The following is a 16,337-nucleotide window of genomic DNA, read 5'->3' on the forward strand; positions in this document are numbered from 1 at the left end:
TCCTCCGCCAGGAAGATTTAGGACATTTCTCCAACAAAGTAACCTCCAGCCCCACTGACACAGTGGTTCTGGAGGTTACGTTATTGGACTATGAATCCTTCCCGATCAGTTAGCAGCGCTCATACGGATGTTTTTTTTGCGATAACGAGCACTTTGCCCAAATCAAGCTCTTGTTCGAAAAAATCAGCCTCTGCTTCGCTAAATCCCAAGGAAGTAATCTTGGAGCGAAGTTCGTCGCCGCGCGAGCGGAACATATTGGCCAACGTGCCGAACAGTCCCTCTTCACTCATCCCGACTTCATTGCTGTCCGCAGCCTCTGCAATCCGGTCTTCCCGGTCCCGGTCATGACTAATAACGTACAAATCTTCCTTCATATACCCGCTGTCCCGCAACCTGTTCACTTCCTCAATCGCTTGTACACCATTCTCCAACACCTTGGCATAGGCTTGTGCACCGACAGAATCCATGATCTCACTCTCCTTAGCATGAAATTATTCATTTCTTACAAGGCAGTAACGGCAAAGACAACTATATCTTAATAAACTTGCCGCTTCCGGTTGAAACGGATCAGGAAGAATAATCGTCAAACAAATCAATTCCGTCCCACTCTCCGGTTTCCTGGCTCCGGTAAATTTTAAGGGCCGTGCTTCCCCTCATGTACACATCGCCATCCTCGGCCACGAAATCCGGAGAGCCCAGCGTCTCCTGCAGCGTATCGTGAACAGGATCGATCTTAACCGTGTTCAGCTGCAGCCCGTAATTCCTAGCCTGCTGGGGACTGACATGTACATAGACCACAACTCCGTCCGAGACGCCGGCCGACATATCCGCATAGCGGTACTCCAGGCTGTTCTGCCAAGGATCGGGAACGACTTCGAGCGGCTCCCCTTTACGCTCCACCAGTTCCTCCTCTGAGGAATACAGCGATACTCCGGCCAGCGACTCAAAGCTGCGGATAAACTTGTCCTCCGTTTTATTCTCCGTTTCTCCCGCTGCGTTTTGGGCCGCCAGCACCGTCTGTGGCCCGAATCCGAAACCGTCAGCGTTTAAGGACGCATTCTGGGCAGGCGAATCCGCAGCAAAAAGAGGGGAAAGAAGACCGAACAAAAGAATCCATACATTCATAAGATTGCCCCACCTTTCCAATCTGCACCTCGGCTGCCCGCATCAGTCGGCCGAAATCATTTGCGGTATCTTTGCCAGAGGCCCGCGGCTACGTCGACACCCTTCAGGACGGCCTGCATTTTTCCTTTCTTGCTGTATGCCGCTTTGTAGGAATTGACCGTGCGTTCTTCAGCAGGGCTCATCGGCGCATTATCGATCGACACATGATCCGATTTCTCTCTCAATTCCCTGTTTTTGCGGAACTTCTCAATCACCGTTACCGAGACCTGCTTGACGGTCAGCGTCAGCTCGTTCAGCACCTCGCCTAAGTTTTGGACCGAATCCAAGATGGGATCGATCTTCCCGATTTTGCCCTGCACATCAGCGGTAATATCGTTGGCATGCCTTACGGTAGTCTTTACTTCATAAGTAAGCTCGTCGACCGTCTTCTGGACCTCCTGAAGCGTCTGGCTCACTTTGTCCAGAGAGTCCTTGGCGGAATTCAAAGTCTTGATTAAAAAGAAAACGAGAACTGCGAATGCGACGGCAACAAGCGCTACGCTTAGGCTAATAATCATGGGTAAAAGCTCCTTCCGATTCGAAATAATTACGGCTCCAAACCCGCCTTAATATTGCATAGTTACCCCTTGGTTTCAAGGGCGAAACAATTGTTCGGCCGCTGGCCCCCGGACTCCCGGATCCCCGGTTTAACGCGGTGTTTCAATGCTCCCCGCTTGCGTTTAAACATTGACTACCAACGCCATGAAAGGGTGAAAAAACATGCTGAAATGGTCCGTTATTCATCATTTCTCTCTTCACCGGGCGAAGAGGCCGGTCAATGTAAGTGTATGCGCCCATATGGAAAAAAGGGCATAAACACCTCCCCAAACAAAAATAAGTCCGGGACTTCCCCTAACGCAGGAGGAGTCCCGGACTTATTTCAATTTCAGCAGCAATTGAAGCAGATCATTCCAATTCACGTCAAACGAGATGCGCATGCCGCTGTCCAGCAGTTCGATCTTATCCACCTCCACCATAAACGGCATATGCTCCCTGAGGGGAACCGCAATCGGCGGAATGGACAGCATGCCTTCCGGCAGTTTCCGGTTCCGGATCGAAGTATAGTCGTGGCGCAGCATAATCATTCCCCCCGCCCCCGTCGAAACCTTCATGGTCATCCCGATTTCCGCACCGAACGGCACCGGACCGGCCAGCCCGTTAATATCCGCGGTCAGGCGGTCCCCGCTCTGCCGGAACCTTGCTCCGGTGAGACGGACAAGGGTTAACGGATGCTCGGCGAGATAGTCGTTCAGCCCTTTTTTGAACAGGTTGTTCAGTTCGTCTTCAGTCAGCGTCAGAACAGGCCTTCTCTCTTTTGCCATCTGAAGCAGCTGCGGCTCAAGGTCCAAGCGGTCGTAAGACATATCCAGTTTATACTCCGGTTTGACGTACCAGACGGCCGCCGTTCCCGCAAGGAGCAGGACCAGCGCGAAGCCGGCGAACAGCCGGAGCAGAATTCTGCGCGGTGCTCTCTTTTTACTCGTACGGGGCATATCGCTTCTTCCCTTTCTTGTCATGGACAATTCTTTGGCTGGTTCACAATACCGACATTTGTTTACTAGGATATTGACGCACCGACTACCGGATTATTCCGGTAAGACAAACATCAAGGAGGAATTGAATATGAAGAAAATCGCCACTATTGCAGCAGCTATCGGTCTTACGGCCACCATCGCCTCTACCGCTTCGGCAGACGAAGTCACGGGTACGGCCTCGCCGGCCACGGCTACCTCAAGCACTTACGGCGGTACCGTTACCTCAAGCACTTACAGCAATACGGTGACGGAACCTGTAATCACACCGGAGGATATCAAGCAGGCTACGCCGATAATCATCCTGACCCGTGTTACTCCGTTCTATTTCTCTAACGGTTCCGTCATGAAGGCAGCCGGCATGCTCAGTCCGCAAACGGTCGATACGACCGGACAAGTCATAACCGATGCGATCGGCAATGAATGGAGAGAGGTCTATACCTGGCTGGGCCTTGCATGGATCAAGGTTCCCAATTCCGCTTTTGTAATCATGCCTTAAATTAAAGTATAAACGCAAATCGCAGCGATATCATCCCGGCCGGGGTTACATAACCTTTCAGTCAGCCGCCGAAGTCCTCGCATGGTTGCCCTTCCGGGCAGCGCGGGATGATATCGCGCCATTGGATAAGCAGTCCGGATGTCCGGCCCGCTACGCAAAAGGGTATCCCTATCAGCCATCACCGGCAGATAGGGATACCCTTTTTCAAGATGCACCCGTCACAAACATACTGCTTTCGCTTCGCCTTGGGCAGGCTGTATAATCAGTGGACGACCGAGCCTCCGAAGAGAAAACGGTTGGTCCAAGAAGCGCTTAATTTATCCACTCTGACGCCCCCGGAAGACTTGGAATACGTATGCAGGATCTGCCCGTCCCCCAAATATAGAGCGACATGCGTAATCGTCTGCGCCGACTTGTCGATCCCGGCATAAGCCGCCGCCGAGCTTCCTTTGTAGCTCATAAAGAACATCAGATCGCCGCGCTTGAGGCCCGATATATCCATTACGGCAGAGCTGTTCTGCTTGACCCAGCTTCCCTGCTGTCTGGAATCGGCCGGGAGCTTGATATTCGCTGCTTCAAGATAAATCTGCCGCATAAAATCCGAGCAGTCAAAGGTGGATGTGTTGCTGCGGCTTGACCCGAATTCGTAAGGTGTGCCGAGGTAGGCCATCCCTCTTGCAATGACCGCTTCAATGGCCCCAGATGCCGCCGGGCTTGCCGCAGGAGCAGCCGGTGAAGGCTGGGGCGCCGCGCCCGCTGCGGTTAACGTGATGTACTTGTCCCGAGAACTGCAATAACCGGTTTCACCATCCGCTGTGCGGACCCTATAGAAATAAGCATTCGTCTTCTCAAGAACGGTTACCTTCTCCCCTGCTTTCAAATAGGAGAGCACCCTGCTGTTAACGGATGGCGTGCTGCGAAGCCGCACTGAGGACTGGATGACAGCCGTCTGCACCGCTGAAGCTGACAGAACCTCAGACGCATGGGCGGTCTGGGTGCCAAGCTCTCCAGAAGAAGCGTAAAATGCAGTCGATAAAAATAACGCGGCAAAAAGCTGCTTGGTTAATTTGTTCATACCGTTCCCCCGAATGGCTATGATGAGAAATCAACAAGGGTGGCGCCGCCGTTATTGTTTTCTGAACTCATTATAGGCTCACAAGGATATGGGAACATGCACCAAATTTCACAAATCACCATGCCAATTCATGGTAAACACCGGGTCTATAGTCTTGTTTTCTACTTATATTTGGTGGAAATTACAGCTAATTAGGAAAAATCGGAATGTTAACTTTTGGGTTCCACATGGACATGCACACTCATGATGTTGTGCTTGTTATGCATGCGCTCCTCAATGGAGTCGCTGATTTCATGGCCCTCCATTACGGTTAATTCAGCATCCACTTCAACGACGACATCCACCAGCACTTGATTCCCGTGAATCCGCGCTTTCATATCCTTGATGCCTTCCACGCCCGGCGTCCGCTCAATGGTGCTGCGCAAATCCAGCAGCCGGTTCTCGTCAAATCCGTCAGTGAGGCGGTAGGTGGAGTCGCGGAAAATTTCCCATGCCGTTCTGCAGATCAGCAGGCCGACCGCAAACGCCGCAACCGGGTCCATCCAAGGAAGCCCGAACTGGGCGCCGACGATGCCGACGGCCGCTCCTATACTGACCATGGCATCCGAAAAGTTGTCCTTAGCGGCTGCCATAAGGGCACTGTTATTAATCTTAACTGCAAGCCGCCGGTTGTAACAATACACCCCGAACATCGCCAAAGCGCACACAATCGCCACCCCAGCTGACCATAGTCCCGGAACGGACTCCCGTCTCTCGAACAGGTTGCGCACCGCCTCGATGATGACCTGTATGCCGACCATTGCCATAATAAAAGATGCCATCAGCGCGGCAACCGTCTCCGCCCGAAAGTGTCCGTACGCATGATCCGAATCGGGTGGCTTGCGCGAGATACGCAGGCCGACCAGCACAGCCACGGAAGCAACAATATCGGTAAGGTTATTGAAGCCGTCCGCGAGCAGCGCGCTGGATGCGAACAGATATCCGCAGATCAGCTTAAAGGTCGACAAGATCAGATAAGCCGCTATGCTGATCATCGCTCCCCGCTCGCCTTTGCGAATATCCTCATAAATATCAACCAATGCCGCCACTCCTTTTTAAAATATAACAAAGTATAGATCTTCCAGTGCCACTCTATCCTAGCAAAGCGCATCCCTGTGGGTCTAGAGCAACAGTGTTGGCCTGCCGAAAGATCGTTTCAATAAGAATCGCGTTAACCACAACTATTCTTGCCCTTGTCGGCGTTTTTAAAAACAATTAGAATAATCTCATGACTAGCTTCAAGGAGGAAACGAACATGACCGAAAGCAGCGACAAGCCCAAAATTAACCTAGCCGACGCCATCCGGCAAAAGCTCGAGCAGAAGAAACAGCAAAACGCCAACAAAACGGGAGGCTTTCAAGCCGGCGCCACCAAAACGTTTAAAACCCAGAACAACAAAAAACCGAATAACCAGCGCCGCCGCACCGGCGGGTCCTGATTTGGCAGTCTAACTGCAATCTGCAGAAAAGAGCCTTTAGATGGATTAGAAAGACAAACGGGGTCGTCCTAAACGCAGCTTTTTTACTTTCGCTGCTGTCAGAACCGCCTCGTTTTTATTTTGGGGCCGGACGTTTCGGCCGAACGGTAAAGGAGTCTTGAAATCAGGGCTGCCTGCTTGATGTCAGAGGAACCGGAGTGATCGGGTATAAATCCGAATATGAACAGCTCGTCCGCGAAGGACAAATCGTTCTCCTGTACACCGGCCACGGCGATTCGTTCGGAGAGCCCGCCTATTATGCCGATTATCCGGTGCTGGCCCCGGAGCTTGCGGAACTGCTGATCCGTAAAAAGATTAAAATAGTCGGGATGGACACGCCATCGCCGGACAAATATCCTTTTGAAATCCACTCGCTCTTGTTCCGTCACAAAATTCCCATTATCGAAAACCTGGCCAATCTCCATCTGCTTCGCGGGATGCCGCGATTTGAAATCATTGCTCTCCCGCTCAATATCGATGCGGACTCCTCTATTGCCCGGGTCATCGCCCGCACGGTCGAATAAGCTGGGAGCCAATACGGGCTTGCAAGCACTGCGTAAAAATGGGGCTGTTCCGGCACTGTGAAACCTATCCCCTGTGATCGAAATCAAACAAGGAAGCTCCCGCAGCCGAAGGCTTTGGGAGCTTCCTTGTTAATACAGCATTGCACCGGGCACCGCGATCTTACACTTCCACCGGATACATCCGCTGGCGGAGTTCCTTGATTTCGTCGCTCTCCAGGTACTCGTCATAGCTCATTACGCGGTCGATAATACCGCCCGGCGTAATCTCGATAATCCGGTTCGCGATCGTCTGAATGAACTGATGGTCATGCGAAGTGAACAGAATCGTGCCGTCGAAGTCGATCAGCCCGTTGTTCAGCGCCGTGATGGATTCGAGATCCAAGTGGTTGGTAGGCTCGTCGAAGATCAGCACGTTCGCGCCGTTCAGCATCATCTTCGCCAGCATGCAGCGCACCTTCTCGCCCCCGGACAATACGCTTGCCTTCTTCAGCGCTTCTTCGCCGGAGAACAGCATGCGGCCCAGGAAGCCGCGCAGGAACGTCTCGTCCTGGTCCTTGGAGTATTGGCGCAGCCATTCCACCAGGTTCATGTTCACACCTTCAAAATACCGGGAGTTGTCTTTCGGGAAGTAAGCCTGGGATGTCGTAACGCCCCAAGTGTACTCGCCCGAGTCCGCTTCCGTTTCGCCCATGATGACATCGAACAGCGTCGATTTGGGCAGCCCGTTAGGACCGACAAGAGCAATCTTGTCGCCTTTGTTGACGACAAAGCCGACTTCGTCCAGCACCTTTTCGCCCTCAATGCTCTTGGTCAGGTTGCTGACCGTCAGCAGCTGCTTGCCGGCTTCGCGCTCCGGCTTGAAGTTCAGGAACGGATATTTCCGGTTCGACGGACGGATGTCGTCAAGCGTGATCTTGTCGAGCTGCTTCTTCCGCGACGTCGCCTGCTTCGACTTGGAGGCGTTGGCCGAGAAGCGCTGAATGAACGCCTGCAGCTCCTTGATCTTCTCTTCCTTCTTCTTGTTCGATTCCCGCTGAAGCGAAAGGGCCAGTTGGCTGGACTCGTACCAGAAGTCATAGTTGCCGACATACATCTGGATTTTGCCGAAGTCGATGTCCGCGATATGCGTACATACTTTGTTCAGGAAGTGACGGTCATGGGATACGACGATAACGGTACCTTCATAGTCCATGAGGAAGTTCTCCAGCCAGCCGATCGATTCGAGATCCAAGTGGTTGGTAGGTTCGTCAAGGAGCAGGTTGTTCGGACGGCCGAACAGCGCCTGGGCAAGCAGCACCCGGACCTTTTCGTTGCCGATGAGCTCCGCCATTTTCTTGTCGTGCAGATCGCGCGGAATGCCAAGACCGATCAGGAGCGCGGCGGCGTCCGGCTCGGCGTCCCAGCCGTTCAGCTCGGCGAACTCGCCTTCCAGCTCGCCGGCCCGCAGACCGTCGGCTTCTGAGAAGTCGGATTTGGCGTACAGCGCGTCCTTCTCCTTCATAATGTCATACAGGCGCGCGTGGCCCATAATGACCGTCTCCAGCACCGGGTTTTCGTCATATTCGAAGTGGTTCTGCTTCAATATGGCCATGCGTTCGCCGGGCGTGATATGAACTTCGCCGGAGTTAGCTTCGATCTCGCCGGACAGAATTTTCAGAAACGTCGATTTACCGGCGCCATTGGCCCCGATCAGACCGTAGCAGTTGCCGGGGGTGAACTTTATATTTACATCTTCAAAAAGTGCGCGCTTTCCGTAACGGAGTGTCACGCCGCTTGTGCTAATCATTTTTGCATACCATCCTTTACACATAGGTTTCCGGCATATTATAGCACAAAAATGAACCGAAAAGCCCGTAAACTCCTTGATTTGCCGCGAAAAGGGCAAAATTGGGCGGTCACGCAGCGGGATTCCGGGTCTTGGCGACTGCTCCTGCTCCGGTTTAACGCGCCTCGGGATGAATAATAAGCGTCTCTCCATTCCCAAGCGTTCGAATCCGCTCCTCGCCGAGGCCCTGCTCCTTGCGCGCCGCTTCCATCCGGTCGAGCGCCTCGCGCGCCGTATCGTCGGCGAGCCGGAACGTGCCGTAATGCATCGGAATCATCGTCTCCGCGCCCACGTCGAGAAACGCCTGCACCGCCTCTTTCGGGTTCACATGCTGCGAGGTCATAAACCACTCCGGCTCATAAGCGCCGATCGGCATCATGGTCACATGCACCTTGAAGCGCCTTCCAATCTCCTTGAAGCCCGGGAAATAACCGCTGTCCCCGGCAAAATACAGATTGGGCGGCAGCTTATGCCCTCCCTCGCCTCCTTTACCGCCAGCGTCCGGATGCCGCTCCGGCTTGGCAGGCTCCATAATGAATCCTCCCCAGTGCGAGGTATTCGTATCAAAGGGCGTCCGCCGCGTCCAGTGCTGGGTCGGCACGAAGGACAGCTTGATGCCGCCGACATCCAGGCTCTCCCACCACTGCATTTCCACGCAGTTCCGGAAGCCTTTGCGCAGCATTTTCCGTTTAAGTCCTGCGGGCACGACCACGGTTGTCTCCGCGCCGTACAATTTCCGGATCGAACCCACATGCATATGATCGTAATGGGAGTGGGAGATGAGGATCAGGTCGACAGGCGGGACGTCGCCAATCGCCATCCCTGGCGGCACCAGCCGCTTTTCCAAGCCCAGTCTTCCAGCCCAAATCGGGTCTGTGATGATGTTCATTCCTTCATATTGGATAAAAAACGTCGAGTGGCCGATCCAGGTTATCGTCGTATCCAGCCGGTTCTCCCCTAAATAGGACAGCATCGGCGGCACGCTGGGAACGACGAACGAGAGGTCCTTGACTTTTCGCCGCCGCTCTTCGCGCCATTGGCGGAATTCCTTGAACGTCTTGTCCACGCTGACATTATCGATATTGTTGTATCGGAGTTTAGGCATGACTGATCTCTCCTTGAAAGTCCTAAAAGCACGGAATGCTTCCATTTTACCAGATTTTCCATTTCCATTCTTGTCCGCCCTGTTTTGTGTTTTCAATCAAATTTGATGTAAAATGCGGATACATACTTCCGTATATCTTTTACGTAAATCTTTATAGCCAGAAAATGGGGCGCTGATGCCCTAAGGAGGTTTTACCCGAATGAAGATTACATTTATTGAACCGACGCCTAGTCCGCATACGATGAAGCTTCATCTGGATGAAAGTCTCGAGCCGGGGGTACGCAGAACCTATACGCCGGAAAGCCTGCGCTCGGCGCCTTCCTGGGCGCGGGAGATGCTGTCCATTCCGGGCGTGACAAGCGTCTTTCATACCGCCGACTTCGCTGCGGTGGAGCGCAAGCCATCGGCGGACTGGGCTGCAATTCTTCGTGAAGTGCAGTCCCGCTTCGGCGGCGAATCGTCCGGGGAAGCAGACTGGAGCCTGACGGATGAGAACGCGGGAGCGCACTTCGGGGAGGCGCAGGTGTTCGTCCAAATGTTCCGCGCCATCCCGATCCAGATCCGGGTCAAGACCGGATCAAGCGAGGAACGCATCGCGCTGTCGCCGCGATTCACCAAGGCGGTGACGGATGTGGCGAGCGCCGTCCTGATCAAGGAGCGCAAGCTAAGTGATTACGGCGTCCGCTACGGCGAGCCGAAGGAAATTGCGCGCGAGGTCGAGCAGGAGCTGGAGGCCGCCTATCCGCAGGAGCGTCTCGATTCGCTGGTGCAGCAGGCTATCGCGCACGGAGTTACGGGCGGTGAATTCATCGAGCAGCGCAGCAAGCGCGGGCAGGACGAACTGCTTCGCGACCTTGCGAGCGAAGACTGGCGCGCGCGCTATGCAGCGCTTGAAGATTTGACGCCTTCGCCAGAGCTGCTGCCGCACATCGCCGCGGCCCTGCACGATCCGAAGCTGCTGATCCGCCGGCTGGCCGTCGTCTACCTCGGCGATCTGCGCACGACCGAAGCGATGGCGCTGCTGTACGATGCCATGCAGGATAAAGCTCCCGCCGTGCGGCGCACCGCCGGCGATACCCTCTCCGACATCGGCGATCCCGCCGCAACGCCGGTCATGATCGACGCGCTGAAGGATGCCAGCAAAATCGTCCGCTGGCGCGCCGCCCGCTTTCTGTACGAAGTCGGCACGTCCGAGGCGCGCGGGGCGCTGGAAGCGGCGGTTAACGATCCCGAATTCGAAGTCGGACTCCAGGCGCGCATGGCGCTGGAACGCATTGAATCCGGCGAAGAAGCCGCCGGAACCGTCTGGCAGCAGATGGCGGAACGTGGACGCGGGTAATCAGCGACAGGCAGCCACAGCTGATACAAAAAAACCAGCTAATACTTGTCAAGAATTTTGTATTGGTGATTCGTGTTCTTCTTGGTATACTATTTTTTAAGCATGACAAAGAACCTTCATTGGCGTGAAGGTTCTGGATAATTATGGGTTTTAAGTTTGGAAGGGCTGCTGCTTACATAGGATGGCGTACACGTGATGGAGTAGCTTGTTGGCGCAAGCGATCACGACCACCTTGTAGGGCTTGCCCTCTTTTCTTTTTTTGTCGTAATACTCCCGTATCCTTGGGTTTGTTCTTCCTCGAATACCGCACTGTACGGCTAGATATAACGCCCGACGAAGCCTCTTGGAGCCGCGTTTTGTAATTCTGGAGCTGGTCGCCGTGAATTTGCCGGATCTGAATATTCCAGGGTCTAAACCTGCAAAAGCCACCAGTTGTTTGGCTTCTTTAAACTGCCGTACATCTCCGATCTCTGCGACAATTGCGGCTGCGAGCTTATCTCCGATTCCCGGTATACTCTTCACGAGCTCAACCTCCGGAAGACCCCTTGCCATCTCATTCATCTGCTTCTCCAGTTCGCTCAATTGATCTGTAAACGCTAGAACTAAGTCCACCATACTGCGGAGAACGGAGGTTTGAGCGCGACTTCTTGGTTGTTCACCCCAGCGGGACATCACTTCTCTAAGGGTTTCCGCCTTAGCTTCTACCCACTTCTCAGAATGTGATTTCCCTGCACTTTTTCGGATGACCACATGCAAATCCTCAGTTTGACCTTCCAGGCAGCGAGCCAGCACGTACAGAGAGGTTACCGAGAATAGATTGCGAAACACCTTCTCGTACGCCGGGAAAACTTGATCCAGCAAGGCCCTCATGTTTAACTTCGCTTGCACAAACATCCCCGTCACAAACTCATGTTGTCTGGTTACATGTTGGAGCTCCGTAAACCCCTCATCCCAAGTCCGATGCGGTGTAACATCTCCCCGGTAATACATTTCGGCTAAGTGCCAGGCATCTGCAGCATCCGTCTTTACCTTGCGCAACTGTGTGCCTTTCGCTCGTTTTGCTTGTAACGGGTTGACAATGAAGTACGTCCATCCGCTGCGCTCTAGATAGGCGACAAGTCCACGGTGATAATGACCGGTCGCTTCCAGAACGACAGCTGGAGAAATCCCTGTCTGTGCCTGCAGTTCCGTCAGAATCTCCCCCAATTGCTCAAATCCGCTTTGCTCATGCGAGATGCTTATCGCCTTCCCCCAAGGCTCGTTCCGCTTTAAAAAAGCTTGTATGACACTGAATCCCTTGGCCACATCTACTCCTATAACAGGTTCCATAACAACCTCCCGATTCGTATTTGCCGGCAATCCTACGATGGTTCCAAACCCATAGCTTCGCATGTGATACGGGGTCCATTGCCCCTACCAGCTCAAACATGGTCATTGGGAATAGTAGGAGAACAGTTTTTTTGACGGGGTAACGTCCCCAAAGCAGCCCGCGTTCTCCCGGCTATCGCCATCTTAAAACACCCACAAAAACAGGCCAACCAGAAGTTTCTGGCTGACCTAATAATACGAAACGGCCCTTTCTCCGTCCTTTAGACGGATGGAGAGGCCATTTTTTATATCCCGGCATTACTGCCAAAAGAGCTCCACCTTCAAATCCCCTGTATCCTCAAACGAGGATGTCTTATAGCTCAGATCCTTGAAGCCTGTCTTGTACAACTGCTGCAAATCGCTCACCAGCCTGCTCTCGCTTCCGTCGTAGCGGAACAGCAGAGAAGCTTCCCCCGCTTTCCGTGCCTGCTGCGCCAGACCGGCCAGCTCAGCCGCGGTATTGACGATTCCGCTTTCCTCATATAGATCGTACCTTAGCTCCCGCTGAAGTTTCTGGTAGACCGACCGCTTCTCGCCTCCGGCGCTTGCCAGTTCACCCAGCGTACGGGAATACTCCACAGCCGCAGCCGGATAGGCGCGCGTCCAGGTATGGTCGCGGCGCATCTGATTGTCGGTGCGCAAATAATAAGCCGTGCTGACGGCCCCCTCCCGGTCGGGTGTGGGATCGTCCCAGGTCGTATCCAGGTGGTACCAGCGTCCGTTCAGCTGAACCAGATTCCAGGCATGCGATTGGCCCGAGCCCCCTTGCCACGCGGTGCCTTCCACGATTTTATTCGCAATGCCCGCGCCCTTCAGCAGCTTGTAGGTCAGAAGCGAGTAGCCCTGACAAACGGCGCTGCCGCTTTTCAGCCCTTCATACGCCGTATATTTGGTGTAGGTCGTGTCATATTTCAGGTTAAGCACCACCCAGTCGTGGATCGCCTTAACTTTTTCATCGGCCGTCATTCCCGGAGTAATAATCTCGCTCAAGATCGTCTTGACCCGTCCGTTGACGTAAGCAGTCTGCTGAAGCGATTCGCGGTAGGCAAGCCGGACACTTACGGTCGCCGAGCGTGATCCTCCCCGGTAGGAGAAGCTGTAGCTGTTCACAATATAGTTCAAATAGGGATCGCTCGACATCGCCCGATCCAGCGCCGTTTGTATTTGCGACTTCAGGCTTGAGGTCTTTCCTTCATATGTAAACGTGACGCTCTCTTTGCGGCTATTCATCGCTCCGCTCAGTCGCTGGGTCATATCGCCGACAGAACGCATGACGCTTCCGCTTGCCGCGGCATAGGCGTAATCCATTCCCCAATACACGGCCGGCGGCACGGCGGCGGCAGCCAACATGCCCAATAGTACGGCTTTTGTCATCTTACCCATCTTCTTTTAAGCCCCCCTGATGCCTGGAATTTTCCGTCGCTCCAAATCATTCCCCAAATCCTCTTCCATATATTACATGCGGGGAGTAGCGTTTCCAATGCTACTTAAGCGCCAAAATTCACAAAATAATTGCGTCTCAATACTCTAATATCGGCAATGCGGGCATCATGAATAAGGGTTCCGGGTGAAAGACAAACCACGCCGTGTCCCTCACAGCACCTCTTTTGATAGTTCGTTTAAGTTAAGATGAACAAAAAAGGCCAGCTCACGTTTGCAGGACGTAGGTTAAAATGGAAGCGTGAAACCCCATTTCAGAGCTACAAGCAAAGGAGCTGGTTGGAATGAATTATACCACAAAATATGTAGGATTGGATGTATCGAAAGAAACAATAGCGGTGGCGGTAGCGGAAAGCGGCAGAGACGCCGCCCGCTATGTGGGAGCGATCAAGCACGAAGCTGGAGCGATCCGCAAACTGCTGAAACAACTGGGAAAAAAGGAAGAGCTGGAGGTTTGCTACGAGGCCGGGCCGACGGGCTACGGACTGCACCGTTTGCTGACGAGCCTGGGTGTGCGCTGCATGGTAGTGGCGCCATCGCTCATCCCGGTACGGCGTGGAGATCAGGTCAAGACGGACCGGCGGGATGCTTTGCGCCTTTCGGAGCTGCTTCGGGCCGGCGAACTGAGCGGGGTCTACGTGCCAAGCGCGGAAGACGAAGCGCTGCGGGACCTGGTGCGGGCGCGGGAAGACGCCCGGGAAGATCTGCACCGGGCGAAGCAGCGGCTGCTGAAGTTTCTGTTGCGGTACTCAATCACACCGCCGGCGGGAATTAAACGTAGATGGACGAAACGCTACCGGCTGTGGCTGGAAGGGCTGAAGCTGGAGCAGGAAGCGCAAGCGATAACGTTTCGGGAATATTTGCACGCCGTGAAAGAAGGAGAAGAGCGGCTGAAGAGGATCGAAACGGGACTTTTGGAGCAGGCCGCCCAGGGCGCGAACGGAGCGTTGGTCAAGGCGCTGCAAGGGTTGCGAGGGGTGGCATTCGTGACGGCGGTGTCGCTGGTGGCCGAAATCGGCAGTTTCCGGCGTTTTCGCAGCCCGATGCAACTGATGGCGTACCTGGGGCTGGTGCCGAGGGAGTATTCGTCAGGGCAGAGTGTGCGGCGGGGGAAACTGACAAAGACGGGGAACCGGCATGCGCGGCGTTTGCTGGTGGAAGCGGCGTGGAGCTACCGGCACAAGCCGGCGGTGCGGGGCGAAATCGCCAAGCGACAGGAAGAATTAAACCCGCAGATTCAGCTGATTTCATGGAAGGCCCAGGAACGGTTGCATACGAAATACCGGAAGCTGGTACAACGAGGTAAGGCGAAGAATCTGGCGGTGGCCGCAGTGGCGCGTGAATTATGCGGGTTTGTGTGGGCGGTGGCCTGCGAAGTGGAGAGCGCTGCGGCCCACTAGAGTCATCTCCCTCTGCAACAGGCAGAAGCAGAACGTCCGGGCTGGAAGGCTGGGCCCGGGACAAAAGAAAAGGTTGGAGAGAACCCGCGATACATTCTTGCACCCGGGATTCATCCCAGGACGTGCGTTCTAAGTTTGCGGAAGCTCTCCATACGAAGGCTTACCCTGTGGTATCCAACCCACGAATAGCAGTGTGCAAGCCGACGACTGCATTTTTGTCCCGTGCCGAGCCATTTAGCCCCTGTGTGTAACTGTGTGCTTGACAGATTTGTTCATAGCAGAATGTTTGAAAAACATGCACATATTTGTCATTCCAAATTTGGGGTATTTTGTCGATAATGAAATTAGGAAAGTCTTCCTGGAAAAGGAAAGGAGAAATGCTGACCATGATACAGCTTGAAACCTTATCACGGGAGAATCTTGAGAAAGAAGGAAGCTACTGCTATCAAAACAGCCCAAATTCAGAAAGCTGCCAGAGAAAAAACAACTGGTTAAGCGCCGAATTGGAGAAGTATATAAGCTATGCAAAAATAACGGATGACGGGAGGCTGCGAGGGTTTATAGAATTCGCGGAGGCCTTCTATTTTTCGAAAATGGTCTATGCCGATTTATATATGGTTATTCATTGTTTGTGGGTCTGGCCCGGAGAAGAGTATGACAGCAGGCTGATCGATCATTGTCTGGAGGAGTCGGAAAGATTGGGCAAGCAAGGAATTGCCGTTATTGTCAATTCGGGAAATTCGTGGACATCGTACAAGGAAATCTTCCTGAAAAATGGCTTTAAAACGGTGGACAAGGTGCCTGGGGGTTATGAGCTTCTAGCTCTCAAGCTTCATTCGGACGCTTATGACCCTTTCTTTCCCTGTGACTGGGAAGAGCAGCTGAACCGCTATAAGAGGCTGACTCTTCTCCGTGCTTTTCAGTGTCCCTATGTTCAAAGTTTAACCGCGAATTTTGACAAAGCCGCCGTTGCACTCCATCATATCAGCGACGGAATTGATGATCCGCACAGCCGTGATGCTCTGACCCCCTTGTCCCCCACCCCTTACGGCGTATTCGGAGCTGTGTGCGACGACACTCTCATCTCCACTCATCGGCTAACAGTGCAAGCCTTGGTAGAACAGCTGAAAAATCGTACAAGCCGATAGCGCAACTTACATACGAATTGGAGTGAACGCTCATGACCTATGTGGATACGTCCGATATTTCGGCCCGGATGTTCATCACCGTACTGCTGTTTCTGCTCGTTATCGCCCCCTTGATCAGTCTCGGGGTGCTGCGCCTGTTCCAGTCCAGAAGAAAGGCGGGCCTCATGCTGATCGGCGGCGGCATCGCCGTGTATGCGGTCTTTCAGATCGCCATGTCCCTTATTCCGGCCTAGCCGGAAATCCCCATATAAGAAGAAACGGCTTTGCCGTCCTCTGGAAGAGGAAGGCATCCGTTTCTCGTAAAAATATCAGGTTAAGGATAAGCGCGGAGCTTATACTTTCTGCCCTGAAAATAAAGTTGCTCCAGAACACTAAAAGTGTGCATACGAAAACAAACCCCAG

Annotated in this window: 17 protein-coding genes; 7 read left to right on the top strand and 10 right to left on the bottom strand. The window is 53.6% G+C overall.

What is annotated here, in order from left to right; translation table 11 throughout:
- Positions 1–119 precede the first annotated feature (119 nt).
- From PUR_RS22450 to PUR_RS22465, 4 genes are all read right to left on the bottom strand, one after another.
- Entirely contained in the window at positions 120–467 is a 348-nt protein-coding gene (locus tag PUR_RS22450; RefSeq protein ID WP_124697043.1) for a YflT domain-containing protein, read from the bottom strand.
- A gap of 100 nt (positions 468–567) precedes the next feature.
- Complete coding sequence (locus PUR_RS22455; RefSeq protein WP_179037167.1) at positions 568–1,125, bottom strand: hypothetical protein; 558 nt, start codon at positions 1,123–1,125, stop codon at positions 568–570.
- Between the two features lie 56 nt (positions 1,126–1,181).
- Complete coding sequence (locus PUR_RS22460) at positions 1,182–1,682, bottom strand: DUF948 domain-containing protein (protein ID WP_179037168.1); 501 nt, start codon at positions 1,680–1,682, stop codon at positions 1,182–1,184.
- Positions 1,683–2,039: 357 nt separating this feature from the next.
- Positions 2,040–2,657 carry a hypothetical protein gene (locus tag PUR_RS22465; protein WP_179037169.1) on the bottom strand — a complete coding sequence of 206 codons (618 nt, stop codon included), beginning with the start codon at positions 2,655–2,657 and terminating at the stop codon, positions 2,040–2,042.
- A gap of 130 nt (positions 2,658–2,787) precedes the next feature.
- Between PUR_RS22465 and PUR_RS22470 the strand changes: the two genes are divergently transcribed.
- Positions 2,788–3,195, top strand: a complete 408-nt coding sequence (locus PUR_RS22470) for a hypothetical protein (protein ID WP_179037170.1) — start codon at positions 2,788–2,790, stop codon at positions 3,193–3,195.
- 262 nt (positions 3,196–3,457) lie between these two features.
- Here PUR_RS22470 and PUR_RS22475 read toward each other — a convergent pair whose 3' ends face one another.
- Positions 3,458–4,270 (bottom strand): C40 family peptidase, encoded by an 813-nt coding sequence (locus PUR_RS22475; protein ID WP_179037171.1) that lies wholly within the window; start codon positions 4,268–4,270, stop codon positions 3,458–3,460.
- 209 nt (positions 4,271–4,479) lie between these two features.
- On the bottom strand, positions 4,480–5,304 hold the full coding sequence (locus tag PUR_RS22480) for a cation diffusion facilitator family transporter (RefSeq protein WP_179038033.1): 825 nt from the start codon (positions 5,302–5,304) through the stop codon (positions 4,480–4,482).
- 260 nt (positions 5,305–5,564) lie between these two features.
- Here PUR_RS22480 and PUR_RS22485 point away from each other — a divergent pair, with 260 nt between their 5' ends.
- A complete protein-coding gene (locus PUR_RS22485; protein ID WP_124697050.1) occupies positions 5,565–5,747 on the top strand; it encodes a hypothetical protein in 183 nt (60 codons plus the stop codon).
- A gap of 197 nt (positions 5,748–5,944) precedes the next feature.
- Positions 5,945–6,310 carry a cyclase family protein gene (locus PUR_RS22490; protein ID WP_232101606.1) on the top strand — a complete coding sequence of 122 codons (366 nt, stop codon included), beginning with the start codon at positions 5,945–5,947 and terminating at the stop codon, positions 6,308–6,310.
- A 160-nt stretch (positions 6,311–6,470) separates the two neighbouring features.
- Here PUR_RS22490 and PUR_RS22495 read toward each other — a convergent pair whose 3' ends face one another.
- The gene (locus tag PUR_RS22495) at positions 6,471–8,096 is read right to left on the bottom strand and encodes an ABC-F family ATP-binding cassette domain-containing protein (RefSeq protein ID WP_179037172.1); all 1,626 of its coding nucleotides are present in this window, start codon (positions 8,094–8,096) and stop codon (positions 6,471–6,473) included.
- A 154-nt stretch (positions 8,097–8,250) separates the two neighbouring features.
- On the bottom strand, positions 8,251–9,240 hold the full coding sequence (locus PUR_RS22500) for an MBL fold metallo-hydrolase (RefSeq protein ID WP_179037173.1): 990 nt from the start codon (positions 9,238–9,240) through the stop codon (positions 8,251–8,253).
- 199 nt (positions 9,241–9,439) lie between these two features.
- On the opposite strand from PUR_RS22500, the gene PUR_RS22505 reads away from it, so the two are divergent.
- Positions 9,440–10,579, top strand: a complete 1,140-nt coding sequence (locus PUR_RS22505) for a conserved virulence factor C family protein (protein WP_179037174.1) — start codon at positions 9,440–9,442, stop codon at positions 10,577–10,579.
- A gap of 150 nt (positions 10,580–10,729) precedes the next feature.
- Here the strand turns inward: PUR_RS22505 and PUR_RS22510 are convergent, their stop codons facing one another.
- Both PUR_RS22510 and PUR_RS22515 read right to left on the bottom strand, forming a co-directional pair.
- Entirely contained in the window at positions 10,730–11,908 is a 1,179-nt protein-coding gene (locus PUR_RS22510; RefSeq protein ID WP_179037175.1) for an IS110 family RNA-guided transposase, read from the bottom strand.
- A gap of 297 nt (positions 11,909–12,205) precedes the next feature.
- Entirely contained in the window at positions 12,206–13,330 is a 1,125-nt protein-coding gene (locus PUR_RS22515; RefSeq protein ID WP_179037176.1) for a transglutaminase domain-containing protein, read from the bottom strand.
- Between the two features lie 341 nt (positions 13,331–13,671).
- Here PUR_RS22515 and PUR_RS22520 point away from each other — a divergent pair, with 341 nt between their 5' ends.
- The 3 genes from PUR_RS22520 to PUR_RS22530 all read left to right on the top strand — a co-directional run bounded on the left by PUR_RS22520 (position 13,672) and on the right by PUR_RS22530 (position 16,168).
- On the top strand, positions 13,672–14,787 hold the full coding sequence (locus tag PUR_RS22520) for an IS110 family RNA-guided transposase (protein WP_179037177.1): 1,116 nt from the start codon (positions 13,672–13,674) through the stop codon (positions 14,785–14,787).
- A 386-nt stretch (positions 14,788–15,173) separates the two neighbouring features.
- Positions 15,174–15,935: a GNAT family N-acetyltransferase gene (locus PUR_RS22525; protein ID WP_179037178.1), complete on the top strand. Its 762-nt coding sequence runs from the start codon at positions 15,174–15,176 to the stop codon at positions 15,933–15,935.
- Between the two features lie 32 nt (positions 15,936–15,967).
- Positions 15,968–16,168: a hypothetical protein gene (locus tag PUR_RS22530; RefSeq protein ID WP_124697056.1), complete on the top strand. Its 201-nt coding sequence runs from the start codon at positions 15,968–15,970 to the stop codon at positions 16,166–16,168.
- The last annotated feature ends 169 nt before the right edge of the window (positions 16,169–16,337 follow it).

This window comes from Paenibacillus sp. URB8-2, assembly GCF_013393385.1.
GTDB lineage: Bacteria > Bacillota > Bacilli > Paenibacillales > Paenibacillaceae > Paenibacillus_AQ.